The organism is Enterobacter adelaidei, from assembly GCF_041937165.1.
In the GTDB taxonomy this organism is placed as follows: domain Bacteria; phylum Pseudomonadota; class Gammaproteobacteria; order Enterobacterales; family Enterobacteriaceae; genus Enterobacter; species Enterobacter adelaidei.
In genome coordinates, this window is record NZ_CP154353.1 from 4,228,495 (window position 1) to 4,247,440 (window position 18,946).

The 18,946-nt window shown below is 51.9% G+C and carries 26 protein-coding genes; 3 read left to right on the forward strand and 23 right to left on the reverse strand.

What is annotated here, in order from left to right; genetic code table 11:
• Positions 1-9: 9 nt before the first annotated feature.
• The 8 genes from rpsC to rpsJ are packed head-to-tail and all read right to left on the reverse strand — an operon-like array spanning position 10 to position 4,098.
• A complete protein-coding gene (gene rpsC / locus AAHF05_RS20605) occupies positions 10-711 on the reverse strand; it encodes a 30S ribosomal protein S3 (protein WP_000529945.1) in 702 nt (233 codons plus the stop codon).
• Between the two features lie 17 nt (positions 712-728).
• The gene (gene rplV / locus AAHF05_RS20610) at positions 729-1,061 is read right to left on the reverse strand and encodes a 50S ribosomal protein L22 (RefSeq protein WP_002919773.1); all 333 of its coding nucleotides are present in this window, start codon (positions 1,059-1,061) and stop codon (positions 729-731) included.
• 14 nt (positions 1,062-1,075) lie between these two features.
• On the reverse strand, positions 1,076-1,354 hold the full coding sequence (gene rpsS, locus AAHF05_RS20615) for a 30S ribosomal protein S19 (protein ID WP_001138117.1): 279 nt from the start codon (positions 1,352-1,354) through the stop codon (positions 1,076-1,078).
• Positions 1,355-1,370: 16 nt separating this feature from the next.
• A complete protein-coding gene (gene rplB / locus AAHF05_RS20620) occupies positions 1,371-2,192 on the reverse strand; it encodes a 50S ribosomal protein L2 (RefSeq protein ID WP_000301859.1) in 822 nt (273 codons plus the stop codon).
• Positions 2,193-2,209: 17 nt separating this feature from the next.
• On the reverse strand, positions 2,210-2,512 hold the full coding sequence (gene rplW, locus AAHF05_RS20625; RefSeq protein WP_000617546.1) for a 50S ribosomal protein L23: 303 nt from the start codon (positions 2,510-2,512) through the stop codon (positions 2,210-2,212).
• A complete protein-coding gene (gene rplD / locus AAHF05_RS20630; protein WP_000424395.1) occupies positions 2,509-3,114 on the reverse strand; it encodes a 50S ribosomal protein L4 in 606 nt (201 codons plus the stop codon). The genes rplW and rplD overlap by 4 nt, the downstream gene beginning before the upstream one ends.
• Positions 3,115-3,124: 10 nt before the next feature.
• Positions 3,125-3,754 (reverse strand): 50S ribosomal protein L3, encoded by a 630-nt coding sequence (gene rplC / locus AAHF05_RS20635; protein ID WP_003863274.1) that lies wholly within the window; start codon positions 3,752-3,754, stop codon positions 3,125-3,127.
• 32 nt (positions 3,755-3,786) lie between these two features.
• Positions 3,787-4,098, reverse strand: a complete 312-nt coding sequence (gene rpsJ / locus AAHF05_RS20640) for a 30S ribosomal protein S10 (protein ID WP_001181005.1) — start codon at positions 4,096-4,098, stop codon at positions 3,787-3,789.
• A gap of 380 nt (positions 4,099-4,478) precedes the next feature.
• Between rpsJ and AAHF05_RS20645 the strand changes: the two genes are divergently transcribed.
• Positions 4,479-4,952 carry an A24 family peptidase gene (locus tag AAHF05_RS20645; RefSeq protein WP_129325416.1) on the forward strand — a complete coding sequence of 158 codons (474 nt, stop codon included), beginning with the start codon at positions 4,479-4,481 and terminating at the stop codon, positions 4,950-4,952.
• On the opposite strand, the gene bfr is transcribed toward AAHF05_RS20645, so the two are convergent.
• The 11 genes from bfr to fkpA form a co-directional block, all read right to left on the reverse strand.
• Entirely contained in the window at positions 4,936-5,412 is a 477-nt protein-coding gene (gene bfr / locus AAHF05_RS20650) for a bacterioferritin (RefSeq protein ID WP_008503492.1), read from the reverse strand. The two genes, AAHF05_RS20645 and bfr, sit on opposite strands and share 17 nt — an antisense overlap.
• Positions 5,413-5,484: 72 nt before the next feature.
• Complete coding sequence (bfd, locus tag AAHF05_RS20655; RefSeq protein WP_008503493.1) at positions 5,485-5,679, reverse strand: bacterioferritin-associated ferredoxin; 195 nt, start codon at positions 5,677-5,679, stop codon at positions 5,485-5,487.
• A gap of 179 nt (positions 5,680-5,858) precedes the next feature.
• Positions 5,859-7,043, reverse strand: coding sequence for an elongation factor Tu (tuf, locus tag AAHF05_RS20660; RefSeq protein ID WP_023326212.1), 1,185 nt, complete (start codon positions 7,041-7,043; stop codon positions 5,859-5,861).
• 69 nt (positions 7,044-7,112) lie between these two features.
• Entirely contained in the window at positions 7,113-9,227 is a 2,115-nt protein-coding gene (fusA, locus tag AAHF05_RS20665; RefSeq protein WP_114979380.1) for an elongation factor G, read from the reverse strand.
• A gap of 95 nt (positions 9,228-9,322) precedes the next feature.
• Positions 9,323-9,793 (reverse strand): 30S ribosomal protein S7, encoded by a 471-nt coding sequence (gene rpsG / locus AAHF05_RS20670; protein WP_004106370.1) that lies wholly within the window; start codon positions 9,791-9,793, stop codon positions 9,323-9,325.
• Between the two features lie 96 nt (positions 9,794-9,889).
• Positions 9,890-10,264, reverse strand: a complete 375-nt coding sequence (rpsL, locus tag AAHF05_RS20675; protein WP_000246815.1) for a 30S ribosomal protein S12 — start codon at positions 10,262-10,264, stop codon at positions 9,890-9,892.
• 124 nt (positions 10,265-10,388) lie between these two features.
• A complete protein-coding gene (tusB, locus tag AAHF05_RS20680) occupies positions 10,389-10,676 on the reverse strand; it encodes a sulfurtransferase complex subunit TusB (RefSeq protein WP_129324614.1) in 288 nt (95 codons plus the stop codon).
• A 7-nt stretch (positions 10,677-10,683) separates the two neighbouring features.
• A complete protein-coding gene (tusC, locus tag AAHF05_RS20685; protein WP_028017994.1) occupies positions 10,684-11,043 on the reverse strand; it encodes a sulfurtransferase complex subunit TusC in 360 nt (119 codons plus the stop codon).
• Entirely contained in the window at positions 11,043-11,429 is a 387-nt protein-coding gene (gene tusD, locus AAHF05_RS20690; RefSeq protein ID WP_028017995.1) for a sulfurtransferase complex subunit TusD, read from the reverse strand. The genes tusC and tusD overlap by 1 nt, the downstream gene beginning before the upstream one ends.
• Entirely contained in the window at positions 11,429-12,151 is a 723-nt protein-coding gene (locus AAHF05_RS20695) for a transcriptional regulator (protein ID WP_003861697.1), read from the reverse strand. Before AAHF05_RS20695 ends, tusD begins: the two co-directional genes overlap by 1 nt.
• 167 nt (positions 12,152-12,318) lie before the next feature.
• The gene (fkpA, locus tag AAHF05_RS20700) at positions 12,319-13,137 is read right to left on the reverse strand and encodes an FKBP-type peptidyl-prolyl cis-trans isomerase (RefSeq protein WP_049007346.1); all 819 of its coding nucleotides are present in this window, start codon (positions 13,135-13,137) and stop codon (positions 12,319-12,321) included.
• A 238-nt stretch (positions 13,138-13,375) separates the two neighbouring features.
• On the opposite strand from fkpA, the gene AAHF05_RS20705 reads away from it, so the two are divergent.
• The gene (locus AAHF05_RS20705; RefSeq protein WP_008503009.1) at positions 13,376-13,594 is read left to right on the forward strand and encodes a protein SlyX; all 219 of its coding nucleotides are present in this window, start codon (positions 13,376-13,378) and stop codon (positions 13,592-13,594) included.
• Positions 13,595-13,645: 51 nt separating this feature from the next.
• Here AAHF05_RS20705 and slyD read toward each other — a convergent pair whose 3' ends face one another.
• The 4 genes from slyD to kefG all read right to left on the reverse strand — a co-directional run bounded on the left by slyD (position 13,646) and on the right by kefG (position 16,904).
• On the reverse strand, positions 13,646-14,236 hold the full coding sequence (gene slyD, locus AAHF05_RS20710; protein WP_014833521.1) for a peptidylprolyl isomerase: 591 nt from the start codon (positions 14,234-14,236) through the stop codon (positions 13,646-13,648).
• Positions 14,237-14,330: 94 nt separating this feature from the next.
• A complete protein-coding gene (locus tag AAHF05_RS20715) occupies positions 14,331-14,531 on the reverse strand; it encodes a YheV family putative zinc ribbon protein (RefSeq protein ID WP_010436300.1) in 201 nt (66 codons plus the stop codon).
• 13 nt (positions 14,532-14,544) lie between these two features.
• Entirely contained in the window at positions 14,545-16,350 is a 1,806-nt protein-coding gene (gene kefB / locus AAHF05_RS20720) for a glutathione-regulated potassium-efflux system protein KefB (protein ID WP_129324613.1), read from the reverse strand.
• Positions 16,350-16,904 carry a glutathione-regulated potassium-efflux system ancillary protein KefG gene (kefG, locus tag AAHF05_RS20725; RefSeq protein WP_065422678.1) on the reverse strand — a complete coding sequence of 185 codons (555 nt, stop codon included), beginning with the start codon at positions 16,902-16,904 and terminating at the stop codon, positions 16,350-16,352. The genes kefB and kefG overlap by 1 nt, the downstream gene beginning before the upstream one ends.
• A 135-nt stretch (positions 16,905-17,039) precedes the next feature.
• On the opposite strand from kefG, the gene AAHF05_RS20730 reads away from it, so the two are divergent.
• Positions 17,040-18,944, forward strand: coding sequence for an ABC transporter ATP-binding protein (locus tag AAHF05_RS20730; protein ID WP_028017998.1), 1,905 nt, complete (start codon positions 17,040-17,042; stop codon positions 18,942-18,944).
• Positions 18,945-18,946 lie beyond the last annotated feature (2 nt).

The window sequence follows — 18,946 nt, forward strand, 5'->3', positions numbered from 1 at the left end:
CGACGCTCCTTATTTACGGCCTTTACGCTGCTGCTTTTTAGGTTGAGCAGCCGGTTTTTCCGGTTGTTCAACAGCAGCCATACCACCCAGGATCTCACCTTTGAAGATCCATACCTTAACGCCGATTACACCGTAAGTGGTGTGCGCTTCAGAGGTGTTGTAGTCGATGTCAGCACGCAGAGTGTGCAGCGGTACGCGACCTTCACGGTACCATTCGGTACGTGCGATTTCCGCGCCGCCCAGACGGCCGCTAACTTCAACTTTGATACCTTTAGCGCCCAGACGCATTGCGTTCTGTACAGCACGCTTCATAGCACGACGGAACATAACACGACGTTCCAGCTGTGAAGTGATGCTGTCAGCAACCAGTTTTGCGTCCAGTTCAGGCTTACGAACTTCAGCGATATTGATCTGTGCAGGAACGCCAGCGATATCCGCTACGACCTTGCGCAGTTTTTCTACGTCTTCGCCTTTCTTACCGATAACGATGCCAGGACGAGCAGTGTGAATAGTCACACGGATGCTCTTCGCTGGACGCTCGATAACGATACGAGATACAGACGCTTTAGCCAGTTCCTTAGTCAGGTACTGACGTACTTTAAAATCGCTGTCCAGGTTGTCAGCGAATTCTTTGGTGTTCGCAAACCAGGTAGAGTTCCATGGTTTTACAATACCCAGGCGAATACCATTAGGATGTACTTTCTGACCCATTGCTAGTCTCCAGAGTCTCAGCGATCGGACACAACCACAGTAATGTGGCTGGTGCGCTTCAGGATGCGATCTGCACGACCTTTCGCACGCGGCATAATGCGCTTCATGCTTGGGCCTTCATCTACGAAAATTTTCGCGACTTTCAGATCGTCGATGTCAGCGCCATCGTTGTGTTCAGCGTTAGCAATGGCAGATTCCAGTACTTTCTTGACCAATACCGCAGCTTTCTTGTTGGTATAGGTCAGGATGTCCAGGGCCTGCGACACTTTCTTACCGCGAATCAGGTCAGCAACAAGGCGAACCTTCTGTGCAGAAGAACGAGCATGGCGATGTTGAGCTAAAGTTTCCATCTCTTCCTCCTACCTTATTTCTTCTTCGCTTTTTTATCAGCAGCGTGGCCGCGATAAGTACGAGTCGGTGCGAATTCACCCAGTTTGTGACCAACCATTTCGTCGGTAACAAAGACTGGAACGTGCTGACGACCATTATGGACAGCGATGGTCAAACCGATCATGTTAGGAAAGATCGTTGAACGACGGGACCAAGTGCGCAGGGGCTTCTTGTCTCCGCTTTCCACCGCTTTCTCTACCTTCTTCAGCAAGTGCAGGTCAATAAAAGGACCTTTCTTGAGAGAACGTGGCATGGCTTATCCTCTAAAATTATTTGCTACGGCGACGTACGATAAATTTATCAGTACGCTTGTTGCTGCGGGTCTTCTTACCTTTGGTCTGAACGCCCCACGGAGTTACCGGGTGCTTACCAAAGTTACGACCTTCACCACCACCATGTGGGTGGTCGACTGGGTTCATCGCAGTACCGCGAACGGTAGGACGAACACCACGCCAGCGTGCAGCACCTGCTTTACCCAGAACGCGCAGCATATGCTCAGCATTGCCAACTTCGCCCAGGGTTGCACGGCAGTCTGCTTCGACTTTACGCATTTCACCAGAACGCAGACGCAGGGTGACATAAGCACCATCACGAGCAACGATCTGAACGTAAGTACCAGCGGAACGTGCCAGCTGACCGCCTTTACCTGGTTTCATTTCTACGTTATGAACGGTAGAACCAACCGGGATATTGCGCATCGGCAGGGTGTTACCTGCTTTGATTGCAGCATCAACGCCAGACTGAATCTGGTCGCCAGCTTTCAGGCCTTTAGGGGCCAGGATGTAACGGCGTTCGCCGTCTTTGTACAGAACCAGCGCGATGTTCGCGGAACGGTTCGGATCGTACTCAAGACGTTCAACAACTGCTGGGATACCGTCTTTGTTGCGTTTGAAGTCAACAATACGATAAGCCTGCTTGTGGCCACCACCGATGTGACGAGTGGTGATACGGCCATTGTTGTTACGACCACCGGATTTGCTGTTTTTTTCCAGCAACGGAGCAAAAGGTTTGCCCTTGTGCAGCTCAGGGTTAACCACTTTAACTACGTGGCGACGACCCGGAGATGTCGGTTTACATTTAACAACTGCCATTGTATTACTCCTCCGACTTACTCAGCGCCGCCAACGAAGTCCAGATTCTGGCCTTCTTTCAGGGTGACGTAAGCTTTTTTCCAGTCGCTACGACGACCGATACGCTGTCCGTGACGTTTAACTTTCCCTTTAACTACCAGGGTGTTAACGACTTCGACTTCGACTTCAAACAGTTTCTGCACAGCAGCTTTGATCTCTGCTTTGGTCGCGTCTTTAGCAACTTTGAGAACGATGGTGTTTGTTTTTTCCATCGCAGTAGACGCTTTTTCAGAAACGTGCGGTGCGCGAAGCACCTTCAGCAGACGTTCTTCACGAATCATGCCAGCATCTCCTCAACTTGCTTAACAGCATCAGCAGTCATTACGACTTTGTCGAAGGCGATCAGGCTAACCGGGTCGATACCAGTCGCATCGCGTACGTCAACCTTGTGCAGGTTACGTGCGGCCAGGAACAGGTTCTCGTCCAGCTCACCGGTGATGATCAGCACATCTTCCAGAGCCATGTCTTTCAGTTTCTGAGCCAGCAGCTTAGTTTTAGGCGCTTCTACAGAGAACTTCTCGACAACGATCAGACGATCCTGACGTACCAGTTCGGACAGGATGCTTTTCAGCGCGCCGCGGTACATCTTTTTGTTAACTTTTTGACTGTGGTCCTGTGGACGCGCAGCGAAGGTCACGCCACCTGAACGCCAGATCGGGCTCTTGATAGAACCTGAACGCGCACGGCCGGTACCTTTCTGGCGCCATGGCTTTTTGCCGGAACCAGTTACTTCAGCACGAGTCTTCTGAGCACGAGTACCCTGACGAGCACCAGCTGCATAAGCAACAACAACCTGGTGAACCAGCGCTTCGTTGAAATCACGACCGAAGGTAGTTTCGGAAACAGTCAGCGCGCTCTGCGCGTCTTTCAATACTAATTCCATTGCTATCCCCTTACGCCTTCACAGCTGGTTTAACGATCAGGTCGCTACCGGTTGCACCCGGAACTGCACCTTTAACCAGCAGCAGGTTGCGCTCAGCGTCAACACGTACTACGTCCAGGCTCTGAACGGTTACACGTTCGTTACCCAGCTGACCTGCCATTTTCTTGCCTTTGAACACTTTGCCCGGAGTCTGGTTCTGACCGATAGAACCCGGAACGCGGTGAGACAAGGAGTTACCGTGAGTAGCGTCCTGGGTACGGAAGTTCCAGCGCTTAACGGTACCAGCAAAACCTTTACCTTTAGAGGTACCGGTTACGTCAACTTTTTTAACGTCAGCAAACAGCTCAACGCTAATGTCCTGACCTACAGTGAACTCTTCGCCTTCAGCAAGACGGAATTCCCACAGACCACGGCCAGCTTCTACGCCAGCTTTAGCGAAGTGACCCGCTTCTGGTTTGGTTACACGGTTAGCTTTTTTAGCACCAGTGGTAACCTGAATAGCGCGGTAGCCATCGTTAGCCAGATCTTTAACCTGAGTAACGCGGTTTGCTTCAACTTCGATTACGGTTACTGGGATAGAAACGCCATCTTCAGTGAAGATGCGGGTCATACCCACTTTTTTACCGACTAAACCAATCATTGTTTCAACCTCTCAATCGCTCGATGACCTGATTAACCCAGGCTGATCTGCACGTCTACACCGGCAGCCAGATCCAGACGCATCAGAGCATCAACGGTTTTCTCAGTTGGCTCAACGATGTCAACCAGACGCTTGTGAGTGCGGATTTCGTACTGATCACGCGCGTCTTTGTTAACGTGCGGGGAGATCAGAACGGTGAAGCGCTCTTTGCGGGTCGGCAGCGGGATCGGACCACGGACTTGCGCACCAGTGCGCTTAGCAGTCTCGACGATTTCCGCGGTTGATTGATCGATCAGACGATGATCAAACGCTTTAAGGCGGATACGGATTCTTTGGTTCTGCATGAGACCAGAGCTCCAATTATTTTATAAACGAAAATGATTACTCCTCAAACCCATTACGATTGATGGGAGAGTGTAACCGTTCTTACGTAGCTCCCCAATTGGGAGCATTGTTGAGTAACAAAATGAGCTACTCTGGTTCTGATTGAACCCGCCGTCAATTACGACAAGCCCGCGCATTATACGTAAATCTGGGCAAGACGCAAGTGCCGTTTAGAAATTAAGCGCCAAAGCCGCCGCGTGCGTAAAGGCGCGCAACTTTTTATGCAATGTATTCCTTGTCGAGTCTTTGTCTGGAGCCGCTACGCAATTACTGCTTTTGTGCATTGCCGGTTAAGCCTGTTGCAGCGAGTATGCGCTCAAACCCCTTTGAGGCCTTTTCGATGTTAACCACCCTCCCCTTTTTGCTGATCTATTTTTCGCTGACTGCCTTTCTTGTCCACGCTGATATTCGCTATGGACTGCTTCCCGATAAGTTTCTCTGTCCGCTGCTATGGGTTGGCCTGCTCTTTCAGCTTTGTATCCATCCTGATTTTTTGGCGAGTGCGGTGGTGGGGGCAATGGCAGGATATTTGGGCTTTGCCGTTATTTACTGGGGCTATCGATTTATCTGCCGGCATGAAGGGATGGGATATGGCGATGTTAAATACCTTTCTGCGCTTGGTGCCTGGCATGGTTGGTGCGTGCTGCCGACCCTGGCATTACTCGCTGCGCTTATGGCATTACTTAGCATTCTTGTTTTTTCATTACTCACCTCTGATAAAGAGGCAATAAAAAACCCGCTGCCTTTTGGGCCATTTCTGGCAGCTGCGGGTTTATGCGTTGGCTGGAAGACGCTGGTTACTCTTCCACTTTAATCTGCGACTGAAGGTAGTTTTGCAGGCCAATCTTAGCGATGAGATCCAGCTCAGTTTCCAGCCAGTCGATATGACCCTCTTCGTCGGCCAGAATCTGGATCATCATGTCGCGGCTGACGTAATCATGGACGCTATCCGCATAGGCAATGGCTTCACGGAGATCTTTGGCGCCTTCAAGTTCTAGCCTGAGGTCAGAACGCAGCATCTCTTCGACATCTTCTCCGATGCCCAGCTTTCCGAGATCCTGCAGGTTTGGAATGCCTTCAAGGAATAAAATACGCTCGATATATTTATCAGCGTGCTTCATTTCATCGATCGATTCATGGTACTCAACGTCGTTCAGACGTTTAAGCCCCCAGTTTTTGAACATTCTCGCGTGAAGAAAGTACTGGTTAATCGCGACAAGCTCATTTCCCAATAATTTATTGAGATAACTTATGATTTTAACATCACCTTTCATTATATAGTCCCTCCGCTTCCACTCATTGAAGCGTAGATCGGGCTACAGGGATGTCAAAAAAAAGATGGGCGCTTACGCGATCTCTTTGTATTCCGGGATCTGCATCAGTTCATCCTGCATGATCTCTCGCGCAGCACGTACACATTTACCGCATTGATTTCCCACCGGAACAAATTTGCGAAGCTGCTGGAATGACTGAGGCTGAAACTGACGAACGGCCTGACGTATTTTCTTGTCGCTTACACCATTACATAAACAAACGTACATAGAGACTCCCGTTCAAATTATGCGCAAAGTGTAAGTGAGAATGGTTATGATTACAATAGCACAAACGCCACAATACGGGGCGGGAGCAGGCAAAAAATGCGAAATTTTGTGACAGTGCATGAATGGCAGAAAACAAAAAAGGACGCCGAAGCGTCCTTTTTTTATTCGGGGATAATTAATTAGCCCAGAACTTTAGCAACAACGCCCGCGCCAACGGTACGGCCGCCTTCACGGATTGCGAAACGCAGACCGTCGTCCATCGCGATTGGGTGGATCAGAGTCACAACCATCTTGATGTTGTCGCCTGGCATTACCATCTCTACGCCTTCTGGCAGTTCGATGGTACCGGTCACGTCAGTAGTACGGAAGTAGAACTGTGGACGGTAGCCTTTGAAGAACGGAGTATGACGGCCGCCTTCGTCTTTGGACAGAATGTACACTTCAGATTCGAACTTGGTGTGTGGCTTGATTGAGCCTGGCTTCGCCAGAACCTGACCACGTTCGATTTCTTCACGTTTGATACCACGCAGCAGAACACCAACGTTCTCACCAGCACGGCCTTCGTCCAGCAGTTTGCGGAACATTTCAACGCCAGTACAGGTAGACTTCGCAGTCTCTTTGATACCAACGATTTCAACTTCTTCACCAACTTTGATGATACCGCGCTCTACACGACCGGTAACAACGGTACCACGACCGGAGATGGAGAATACGTCTTCGATTGGCAGCAGGAATGGCTTGTCAATCGCACGCTCTGGTTCTGGGATGTAAGAATCCAGGAAGCCAGCCAGTTCGATGATTTTCGCTTCCCACTCAGCTTCGCCTTCCAGCGCTTTCAGAGCAGAACCACGAACGATTGGGGTATCGTCACCTGGGAAATCGTACTGAGACAGCAGTTCACGAACTTCCATCTCTACCAGTTCCAGCAGCTCTTCGTCATCAACCATGTCGCACTTGTTCAGGAACACGATGATGTAAGGAACGCCTACCTGACGACCCAGCAGGATGTGCTCACGGGTCTGAGGCATTGGGCCGTCAGTCGCAGCAACAACCAGGATCGCGCCGTCCATCTGCGCAGCACCGGTGATCATGTTTTTAACATAGTCGGCGTGGCCTGGGCAGTCTACGTGTGCGTAGTGGCGAGTCGGGGTGTCGTACTCAACGTGAGAGGTGTTGATGGTGATACCACGAGCTTTTTCTTCTGGTGCGTTATCGATCTGGTCGAATGCGCGAGCAGAACCACCGTAGGTTTTTGCCAGAACGGTAGTGATTGCAGCGGTCAGCGTTGTTTTACCATGGTCAACGTGGCCGATAGTACCGACGTTAACGTGCGGTTTTGTACGTTCAAATTTTTCTTTAGACACGGCTATATTCCTTACTATAGTGCTCTCCCCTTTGGAGAGAGCACGGGACTTAGGTTTTAATCCTGTGGATTACTTACCACGGGCTTCAATAACGGCCTGAGCAACGTTGTTAGGCGCATCATCATACTTCAGGAATTCCATGGTGTATGATGCACGACCTTTGGTCAGAGAACGCAGCTGAGTTGCATATCCGAACATTTCAGACAGTGGAACTTCAGCGTGGATCTTAACGCCAGTTACTTCGGATTCCTGACCACGCAGCATACCGCGACGACGGCTCAAGTCACCGATAACGTCACCGGTGTTCTCTTCAGGAGTTTCTACTTCAACCTTCATGATTGGCTCAAGCAGAACTGGTTTTGCTTTCTTAAAGCCTTCTTTAAAGGCAATAGACGCAGCCAGTTTAAACGCCAGTTCAGAGGAGTCAACGTCGTGGTAAGAACCGAAGTGCAGACGGATACCCATGTCAACAACCGGATAGCCAGCCAGAGGGCCCGCTTTCAGCTGTTCCTGGATGCCTTTATCAACGGCTGGGATGTATTCACCAGGAATTACACCACCTTTGATGTCGTTGATGAACTCGTAACCTTTCGGGTTAGAGCCCGGCTCCAGTGGGTACATGTCGATCACAACGTGACCGTACTGACCGCGACCACCAGACTGCTTAGCGTGTTTACCTTCAACATCGGTAACTTTCGCGCGAATCGCTTCGCGGTAAGCAACCTGAGGTTTACCCACGTTCGCTTCAACGTTGAATTCACGCTTCATACGGTCAACGATGATGTCCAGGTGCAGTTCACCCATACCAGCGATGATGGTCTGGTTAGATTCTTCATCAGTCCATACGCGGAATGATGGGTCTTCTTTCGCCAGACGGCCCAGAGCCAGACCCATTTTTTCCTGGTCAGCTTTGGTTTTTGGTTCAACTGCGATGGAGATTACCGGCTCAGGGAATTCCATACGCTCCAGAATGATTGGGTGATCTGGGTCACACAGGGTGTCACCAGTGGTCACGTCTTTCAGACCGATAGCTGCAGCGATGTCGCCCGCACGAACTTCTTTGATCTCTTCACGTTTGTTAGCGTGCATCTGTACGATACGGCCAAAACGTTCACGCGCCGCTTTCACGGAGTTCAGGATGGTGTCACCGGAGTTAACCACACCAGAGTAAACGCGGAAGAAGGTCAGGTTACCCACGAATGGGTCGGTAGCAATTTTGAACGCCAGTGCAGAGAATGGCTCTTCGTCGCTTGCGTGACGCTCAGCCGGAGTATCTTTACCGTCGTCCAGGATGCCGTTGATCGCAGGAACGTCAACCGGGGATGGCAGGTAGTCAACTACCGCATCCAGCATCGCCTGCACACCTTTGTTCTTGAACGCAGAACCACAGGTTACCAGGATGATTTCGTTGTTCAGAACACGCTGACGCAGAGCTTTTTTGATCTCTTCTTCAGTCAGTTCTTCACCACCCAGGTATTTCTCCATCAGCTCTTCAGAAGCTTCAGCAGCGGATTCGATCAGGTTCTGGTGCCATTCGTCAGCCAGGTCCTGCATTTCAGCCGGGATATCTTCGTATTCGAAGGTAACGCCCTGGTCTGCATCGTTCCAGTTGATGGCTTTCATTTTCACCAGGTCGATTACGCCGGTGAAACCTTCTTCAGCACCAATTGCCAGCTGCAGCGGAACAGGGTTCGCGCCCAGACGGGTTTTGATCTGACCAACAACTTTCAGGAAGTTAGCACCCATACGGTCCATTTTGTTAACGAACGCGATGCGTGGAACTTTATATTTGTTCGCCTGACGCCATACGGTTTCAGACTGTGGCTGAACACCACCAACTGCGCAATAAACCATTACCGCGCCGTCAAGAACACGCATGGAACGTTCTACTTCGATGGTGAAGTCAACGTGCCCTGGGGTGTCGATGATGTTTACGCGATGCGGTTCGTACTGCTTAGCCATACCTGACCAGAATGCAGTAGTCGCTGCGGAGGTGATAGTAATACCACGCTCCTGCTCCTGTTCCATCCAGTCCATGGTGGCAGCGCCGTCATGAACTTCACCGATTTTATGGTTTACACCGGTGTAGAACAGAATACGTTCGGTAGTAGTGGTTTTACCGGCGTCGATGTGCGCACTGATACCGATGTTACGGTAGCGTGCGATGGGTGTTGTACGAGCCATTTGATTCCTCGTTATATCTTTAGGCGTTCAGTTAAGTTACCCAGAGCGGGCGGCTTCTCTGAAGCGCCCGCCTGGTGACTAATACTCCGAAGGGATTACCAACGGTAGTGTGCGAACGCCTTGTTGGCTTCTGCCATACGGTGAACGTCTTCACGTTTCTTAACTGCAGTACCTTTGTTGTCTGCAGCATCAGAAAGTTCGTTCGCCAGACGCAGAGCCATGGATTTATCACCGCGTTTACGAGCAGCTTCAACGATCCAACGCATTGCCAGAGCATTACGACGAACCGGACGAACTTCAACTGGAACCTGATAAGTAGAACCACCAACGCGGCGGGACTTAACTTCTACAGTCGGGCGAACGTTGTCGAGAGCGACTTCGAAAGCTTCCAGTTCATTTTTACCAGAACGCTGAGCCAGGGTCTCAAGCGCGCTGTATACGATTGCTTCTGCAGTAGATTTTTTACCATCTACCATCAGGATATTTACAAATTTTGCCAGCAGTTCTGATCCGAATTTCGGATCTGGAAGAATTTTACGCTGACCAATGACGCGACGACGTGGCATGGGAATACTCCGTTGTTAATTCAGGATTGTCCAAAACTCAAAGAGTTTAGTGTGACATTAAGATAAATCAGTTTGGCCTTACTTAACGGAGAACCATTAAGCCTTAGGACGCTTCACGCCGTACTTGGAGCGAGCCTGCTTACGGTCTTTAACACCTGAGCAGTCCAGCGCACCACGAACGGTGTGGTAACGAACACCCGGAAGGTCTTTAACACGACCGCCACGGATCAGGATCACGGAGTGTTCCTGCAGATTGTGACCTTCACCACCGATGTAGGAAGTCACTTCGAAACCGTTAGTCAAACGCACACGGCATACTTTACGCAGTGCGGAGTTTGGTTTTTTAGGAGTGGTGGTATATACACGAGTACATACGCCACGTTTCTGCGGGCAGGCTTCCAGCGCAGGCACGTTGCTTTTCGCAACTTTGCGTGCACGTGGTTTGCGTACCAGCTGGTTAACTGTTGCCATTAAATAGCTCCTGGTTTTAGCTTTTGCTTCGTAAACACGTAATAAATCGACCTCATACAATATGAGGACGCGAAATTTTAGGGCTACGTCGAAAAGGTGTCAAGAAATATACAGCGATCTCAAATCACCAGTTCATTTGACTGGCATGCTTCACAGTAAGATTGACGAAATCAGTATAGCCAACCACGTCAATTTTGGCTGAAATTTGACCAGAAAGACCCCGCGCATCCAGATCGTCTTTCAGCGCAAAGACTGTTATGGGGGCATTCGTGAGAATTTCAACGAAACGACTGCCTTCCAGTGCGGCAAGTACGCCATCCTGAATCAGCAGCAGGTCATCACCTTCGCGCAGCATACTCAGTAACGCGTCGATATCACATTGCCACGGTGAATGGCTCAGAGTATGGAGCATGGCAGCCTCAGAAAGTCAGAACGGTGTCGTAGTGGGAAAGGTGCTCGCGCAGTGCGGTGGAAGACAAGCACGTCACATCCAGCACGAAAGGCGTTGCCTCGTTTAAACCACGCGCGGCCAGAGAGTCGGCACAGACATAGAACGTTTCTATATCGTACAGCGGTAACACTTTGAACGTCGCGATGTAATCGCGCGCCAGAATGGTTTGCGGCTGTTGCCCCGCCAGAAGCTGGAACACCCCATCTCCCAAAAAAAAGACGCCAATATCTTCGCTCAATGCTGATGTCGCGAGCAACGCATCCAGCCCTTCTCTGCCAGACGCACTACCGTGCGGCGCTGAAGAAAAAACAAACGCGATACGCTTCATCAGAATTGCACCACTCTGTCGCAGGTTAATGCTGCCTGTGCCAGTGCACCCAGACCACTCAACGAAAAACCGGGCTGCAAGTTAGAACCCGATAAACCCAGGCGCTCAGCTTCGGTTGCATCAGTCACGCCGCGGCGCAGGGCCGCCGCCACGCAGATATGCAGTTCTACGCCCTGCTTTTCGTTTAATGCCTGCCATGCGCGCACCAGATCAAACTCATCACTCGCCGGTGACGTAAACTGGTTCGCGTTATATACCCCTTCCCGATAAAAGAAGACGCTCGCCAGTTCATGTCCGGCCGCCAGTAGCGCATGCGCAAACTGCAACGCACTGCTGGCCTGCTGAGTACCGTACGCCGGGCCTGTCACCATTAACGCAAAACGCATTACTTGTCTTGCCCCAGGAAATCACCGCTCTTGAACTGGCGAATATAGAGGTAAACCGTGTGCTTGGAGATATTCAGACGATCGGCAACCTGGTTGATGGCGTCTTTAATATCAAAAATCCCTTTCTCATAGAGATTCAGCACTATCTGGCGATTCTTGGCGTTGTTCGATACGTTGCGGTCGGCGTTCACCTCTTCAATGGTGAACTCAAGCGTCTGAGTCACAAGATCTTCAACAGAAGAGGCAAAGTTAACGGAAGAGCCAACATCTGGCGTTTCTGGTGGAATAAAGGTGCTCATGATTTGCGAGAATGGCACATCAAGGTTCATGTTGATGCACAGCAATCCAATCACACGATGCTCGCGGTTTCGAATCGCGATGGTTTCTGATTTCATCAGCACGCCACTTTTGGCGCGGGTGAAATAGCATTTGGAGACGCTGCTGTCCGCGCCGGTCATGTCATGCAACATACGCAATGCAAGGTCGGTGATTGGCGAACCAATTTTACGGCCAGTATGCTCACCATTAGCAATGCGGATGGCGGAACACTTCAGATCTTGCAGGGAGTGCAATACGATTTCGCAGTGGGAGCCAATGAGCATCGCTAACCCGTCCACCACCGCTTCATACGATTTCAGAATATCGAAGTCGGTCTGGTCAAAAGGACGTTGATCCAGCAAATCAAGTTCACTGGTTTCGTTGGTTAAAAGCGACCTGGACATGAAAAAAACACTCCTTTTCAGGAGCCTGTCGTTAGGTTTTCAGGGCAGGCTCATTATCTACACGGACAACTAAATTAATACAGCGGGTATAACGCTTTCCAGTGTTAATTATATCTGCCCCATAATAAAAAAACCGCCGCCTTAAAGGCGGCGGTTTATTTTCAGGATTACTTCTTAGCAGAAGCGGCTTTATCGTCAGCCGGTGCGTCTGCTTTAGCGTCCGCTTTCGGTGCCGGTTTGATATCCAGCAGCTCTACGTCAAAGACCAGTGTAGAGTTTGCAGGGATACCCGGGACGCCAGTTTTGCCGTACGCCAGATCTGGTGGGATAACCATCTTGATCTTGCCGCCTTTCTTGATGTTTTTCAGGCCCTCAGTCCAGCCAGGGATCACACCATCCAGACGGAAGGAGAGCGGCTCACCGCGGGTGTAAGAGTTATCGAACTCTTTACCGTCGATCAGCGTACCTTTGTAGTTCACGACTACAGTGTCGCTGTCTTTAGGTGCATCGCCGGTGCCTTCTTTCTCAACTTTGTACACCAGGCCAGTAGAGGAGGTTTTCACACCTTTCTCTTTAGCAAAGGTATCGCGATAGGCTTTGCCTTTGGCTTCGTTTTCTTTAGCGTCCGCGTCCATCTTAGTCTGAGCGGCACCTTTCACACGCGCTTCGAACGCCTGCAGAGTCTGTTCGATCTCCTGGTCAGACAGCTTGCTCTTATCAGCAAATGCGTCCTGAACACCCGCGATCAGCTGAGCTTTATCCAGTTTGATGCCCAGTTTCTCTTGTTCTTTCAGAGAGTTTTCCATGTAACGACCCAGAGATGCGCCGAGTGCGTAGGCAGATTTCTGGTCGTCATTTTTGAACGCCGCTTTGCTGTCTGCAGTGGCAGCAGGCTTCGCAGCAGTATCAGCAGCGAATGACAGTGGCGCGTTCAGCGCAACAGCCATCGTCGTCGCCAGCAGCGTTACTTTAAACAGTGATTTCATCCATATCTCCAGGGCCTGGGGACTCTCACCCCAGCGTTAAACGTAAATGAGTTACGTACTATAAAACGTTGCGGAAGAAATCTACAGACAGACACTTCCAATTCTCGCCACTTTTCAGACTATTTTTGTTTAAATAAGTTTCCTGCCAAAGGGATGCAGACTGTACTTCAGGATAAACTCAGTTAAACTGCGCCGCCGCTGGGCCATTATGGTGAATCTGAAATAAACGAGGTGAATGATGAAGGATACAACAATAGAAGCGAGAATGGCTGAGCTGGAAAGCCGCCTGGCTTTTCAGGACATCACCATCGAAGAGCTAAACCAGACCGTGACTGCACATGAACTCGAAATGGCAAAACTGCGGGATCATATGCGCCTGCTGACAGAAAAGCTGAAGGCCACGCAGCCGTCGAATATTGCCTCTCAGTCAGAAGAGACGCCACCACCTCATTATTGAGGCGTAAAAAAAGCGGGATAATCCCGCTTTTTTATTTTCCGCATGGCGGAATTAGTGGCAACCGCAGCCACCGTTACCGCAACCACCTTTACCGTGGTCGTGACCATGGTCGTGATCGTGGCCGTGACCACCACAGCAGCCGTCGTGGCCGTGATCGTGGTCATGGTCGTGACCGTGCGCACCGTGAACGTGGCCATGAGCCAGCTCTTCTTCGGTTGCTTCACGGATCGCAACAACTTCTACGTTGAACTTCAGGTTCTGACCAGCCAGCATGTGGTTACCGTCAACCACAACGTGGTCGTCTTCCACTTCAGTGATTTCGACAGGAACCGGACCCTGGTCGGTTTCCGCCAGGAAGCGCATGCCAACCTGCAGTTCGTCAACGCCCATGAACACGTCTTTAGGAACGCGCTGAACCAGGTTGTCATCATACTGACCGTAAGCATCGTTCGCGCCTACAGCAACATCAAATTTGTCGCCAACTTCATGACCTTCCAGCGCGTTTTCCAGGCCGGAAATCAGGGAACCGTGACCATGCAGGTAGTCAAGCGGCGCACTCACCGGAGACTCATCAACCAACACACCGTCTTCTGTACGTACCTGATAGGCCAGGCTGACCACCAGGTCTTTTGCTACTTTCATGATATCTCCTGAGCGTGGGAAAATTGCTGGCGCAGATTGTAGCGGAAATCTGCACCTGTGTACCCTTTAGCTTAAAAAAACTCAGGACATATCGCTAGTCCGGATGAAAAATCCCGATCACTTGCTCTTCTTTGCGAACGTGATCGCGGGCCTCTTTATCAGCCTCACGCATCTGGTGACCGCACTTAACACACTCAACAACATCAATATTATTTTCCCGCCACATCGCCAGAGTATCTTGCGCCTGGCAGGTCGGGCATTTTGCACCCGCAATAAAGCGTTTACGTACAGCCATCTTTCGTTACCCTTTATTCAAATTCATCCCAGCCATCAAGCTGGCGTCGTTCCAGTTGCATCTCTCGCTGGAAAATCTCCTCCAGCTCGCGACGCGCTTCCCGCACGCGTGAGATCTGCGCGGTATCCGTATGTACCGGCATCAGCTCACGCAGCATTCGCATATCCAGCCGGCGGAAGTGCATTTGCGCACGCTGCGCCTGATGTGGATGCATACCGAGCGAGATCAACGCCTTGCGTCCCAGCTCCAGCGCACTGGAGAACGTCTCACGGGAGAAGTGTTTCACACCCGCCTGCAACAGTTCGTGAGCTTCAACACGTCCCCGCGCACGCGCCAGAATATGCAGATGCGGGAAATGCTGCTGACACAGCTCCACCAGCTTCATCGTGTCTTCCGGATCGTTACAGGTAATCACGATGGACTCTGCCGCTTCCGCCCCAGCCGAACGCAGCAGCTCAAGCTGGGTCGCATCGCCGTAGTAAACCTTGTAGCCATATTTGCGCATCAGATTAACCGCGCTGATATCACGCTCCAGCACCGTAATGCGCATTTTGTTCGCCATCAGCAAACGTCCGATAACCTGTCCGAAACGGCCAAAGCCCACCACAATCACCTGCGGCTTATCGTCTTCCACCCACGGCGCTTCGTCTTCATCGTCCGTCGGGTTCAGGCGGCGTGACAAAAGTTTATCCACCAGCTTCATCAGCAGCGGCGTGGTCATCATGGACAGCGTGACCGTCACCAGCAGAAGTGCCATCTGATCGTCTTTAAACAGCTTCTGGGAGGAGGCGGTAGAAAACAGTACAAACGCAAACTCGCCCCCCTGGCTTAATACGCTGGCAAACTGCATGCGTTCCGAACTGCGCAAGCCATAAATGCGCGCCATGACGTAGAGCACCAGTGTTTTCACTGCCACCAGGATGGCAACGCTCACCACCACCCACAGCAGATGGGTATAAAGAACGCCCAGATTCAGTGCCATACCCACCGAAATAAAGAACAACCCTAACAGCAGCCCTTTGAAGGGATCGATGGCAATTTCCAGCTCGTGACGGTATTCACTTTCCGCCAGGAGCACCCCGGCGATAAAGGTCCCGAGCGCCATCGACAGCCCCAGCGCATCCATAAACAACGCTGACCCCAGCACCAGCAGCAGCGTCGCAGCGGTGAACACCTCCCGTACGCCCGACGCGGCAATAAAGCGGAATACAGGGCGTAACAGGAAACGTCCGCCAATCAGCATACCGGCGAAGGCCAGCACCTTCATGGCGATTTTTGCCCAGTCAAAGTGATCGTCGCCAGAGCCTGCCAATAGCGGCACCAGTGCCAGCGCGGGGATCACCGCCAGATCCTGAAACAGCAGCACCGAAAAACCCAGTTGCCCTGCTTCGTTGCGGTTCATCCCTTTGTCGCGCATTAACTGAAGCGCCATTGCCGTCGACGACATCGCAAGACCTATCCCACCGATCACCGCCGCCTGCCAGGAGAAGTTGGTCAGCATTAACAGGCCACCCAGAATCGCGGCGCTGAACAGCACCTGCGCAGCACCCACACCGAAGATAGAGCGTCTGAGTTGCCACAATTTAGAGGGGTTCAGCTCAAGGCCGATGATGAACATCAGGAACACCACGCCCAGCTCGGAGAAATGGAGAATTTCATCCACATCGCTGATGAATCCGAGTCCCCAGGGGCCAATCGCGATCCCTGCCAGCAGATAGCCCAGCACTGCACCTATTCCAATACGTGCAGCCAGCGGAACCGCGACGACGGCCGCAAATAAAAACAGCACTCCGGCAAGGAGCAGATTCGATCCTTCCATTAACGTCCTCCTGCCGGAATCGGTGACGCCAGCCATTCACCATACGCTCTGGCGTGGCTTGCCAGTTCTTTCGGATCCTGACGACGTGCCCAGTAGATAATAATCGGGCTCATCCAGTGCATACGACACATCGCTGCCGTCAGTTCGAATGGACGCAGGATGTCACTCATCGGATAGCGGTTCAGCCCGTCATAACGGTATGCGCTTTCCGGTTCACCGGTAGTAATAACGCTACGCCAGTACTTTCCCGCCAGTTGGTTGCCCCCTACCCCACTGGAGAATCCCCTGCTCAGCACGCGGTCCAGCCACTCTTTTAGCAGCGCCGGGCAGCTGTAGGTATAAAGCGGATGCTGGAACACAATGACGTCGTGCTGACGCAGCAGTTCCTGCTCGTAAGGGATATCAATAAAGAAATCAGGATAGTGCGCGTAAAGATCGTGCACCGTCACGTTACTGAGCTGTGTGGCCGGCTTAAGCAGCACCCGGTTTGCCACCGAGTCCTGAGATTCCGGATGGGCATACAGCAGCAGCACTTTTGCTGTCTGAGACATCATTCCCCTCCCGGTCTTGTTTCTGTTTTTGTGTATCGTCGTTGTTTTGGGCTACCATGGCGGCCCGGTGCGGAAAATAGCCCACACCTTACATTATCATAATGACAAATTAACATAGTCGGAACATACGGCGCTTCTATGATTGTTTTCTCCTCGTTACAAATTCGTCGCGGCGTGCGCGTCCTGCTGGATAACGCCACTGCAACCATCAACCCTGGCCAAAAAGTGGGTCTGGTCGGCAAAAACGGCTGTGGTAAATCCACTCTGCTGGCGCTGCTGAAAAACGAGATTAGCGCGGATGGCGGTAACTTTACCTTCCCGGGGAACTGGCAGCTCGCTTGGGTGAACCAGGAGACGCCCGCCCTGAGCGAACCGGCTCTCGACTATGTTATCGACGGTGACCGTGAATACCGTAAGCTGGAAGCGGAACTTAACGCCGCTAACGAGCGCAACGACGGTCACGCCATCGCCACCGTTCACGGCAAGCTGGACGCCATCGATGCATGGACCATTCGCTCCCGCGCCTCCAGCCTGCTGCACGGCCTGGGCTTCAGCAATGAACAGCTGGAACGCCCGGTCAGCGACTTCTCGGGCGGCTGGCGTATGCGCCTCAACCTGGCGCAGGCGCTGATCTGCCGCTCCGATCTGTTGTTGCTCGATGAACCGACGAACCACCTGGATCTCGATGCGGTTATTTGGCTGGAGAAGTGGCTCAAGAGCTATCAGGGCACTCTGATTCTGATCTCCCACGACCGTGACTTTCTCGACCCGGTGGTGGATAAAATCATTCATATCGAACAGCAAACGATGTTCGAGTACACCGGCAACTACAGCTCCTTCGAGCGCCAGCGCGCGACGCGTCTTGCCCAGCAGCAGTCCATGTATGAAAGCCAGCAGCAGCGCGTGGCGCATCTGCAAAGCTTTGTGGATCGCTTCAAGGCCAAAGCGTCAAAAGCGAAACAGGCCCAGAGCCGCATCAAAATGCTGGAACGCATGGAGATGATTGCCCCGGCGCACGTGGATAACCCGTTCCACTTCAGCTTCCGCGCGCCGGAAAGCCTGCCAAACCCACTGCTGAAGATGGAAAAAGTCAGCGCGGGCTACGGCGAACGCACTATTCTCGACTCCATCAAGCTCAACCTGGTGCCGGGTTCGCGCATTGGCCTGCTGGGACGCAACGGTGCAGGTAAATCAACGTTGATCAAACTGCTGGCGGGCGAGCTTAACCCGGTCAGCGGTGAAATCGGCCTCGCGAAGGGCATTAAGCTGGGTTACTTCGCCCAGCATCAGCTGGAATTTTTGCGCGCGGATGAGTCCCCGATTCAGCACCTCGCGCGTCTGGCGCCGCAGGAGATGGAGCAGAAGCTACGTGACTACCTCGGCGGTTTTGGCTTCCAGGGTGATAAAGTCACCGAAAACACCGAGCGCTTCTCCGGTGGCGAAAAGGCCCGTCTGGTGCTGGCACTGATCGTCTGGCAACGTCCGAACCTGCTGCTTCTTGATGAACCGACTAACCACCTGGATCTCGATATGCGTCAGGCGCTAACTGAAGCGCTGATTGAGTTTGAAGGCGCGCTGGTTGTCGTCTCGCACGATCGCCACCTGATCCGCTCCACCACGGACGATCTCTACTTAGTGCATGACGGCAAAGTTGAACCATTCGACGGTGACCTGGAAGACTACCAGCAGTGGCTGACCGACGTGCAGAAGCTGGAAAACCAGCCGGAAGAGTCCGCGAAAGAGAACGCCAACAGCGCGCAGGCGCGTAAAGACCAAAAGCGCCGCGACGCGGAACTTCGCACCCAGACACAGCCGCTACGCAAAGAGATCGCCCGTCTCGAAAAAGAGATGGAAAAACTTAATGCGACACTCGCTACCGTTGAAGAGAAGCTGGGCGATAGCGGTCTGTATGACCAGAGCCGCAAAGCTGAGCTGACTGACTGTCTGCAAACTCAGGCCAAAACGAAATCCAGCCTCGAAGAGTGCGAGATGGCGTGGCTGGACGCTCAGGAACAGCTGGAAGCGATTATAGTAAATAACTGACA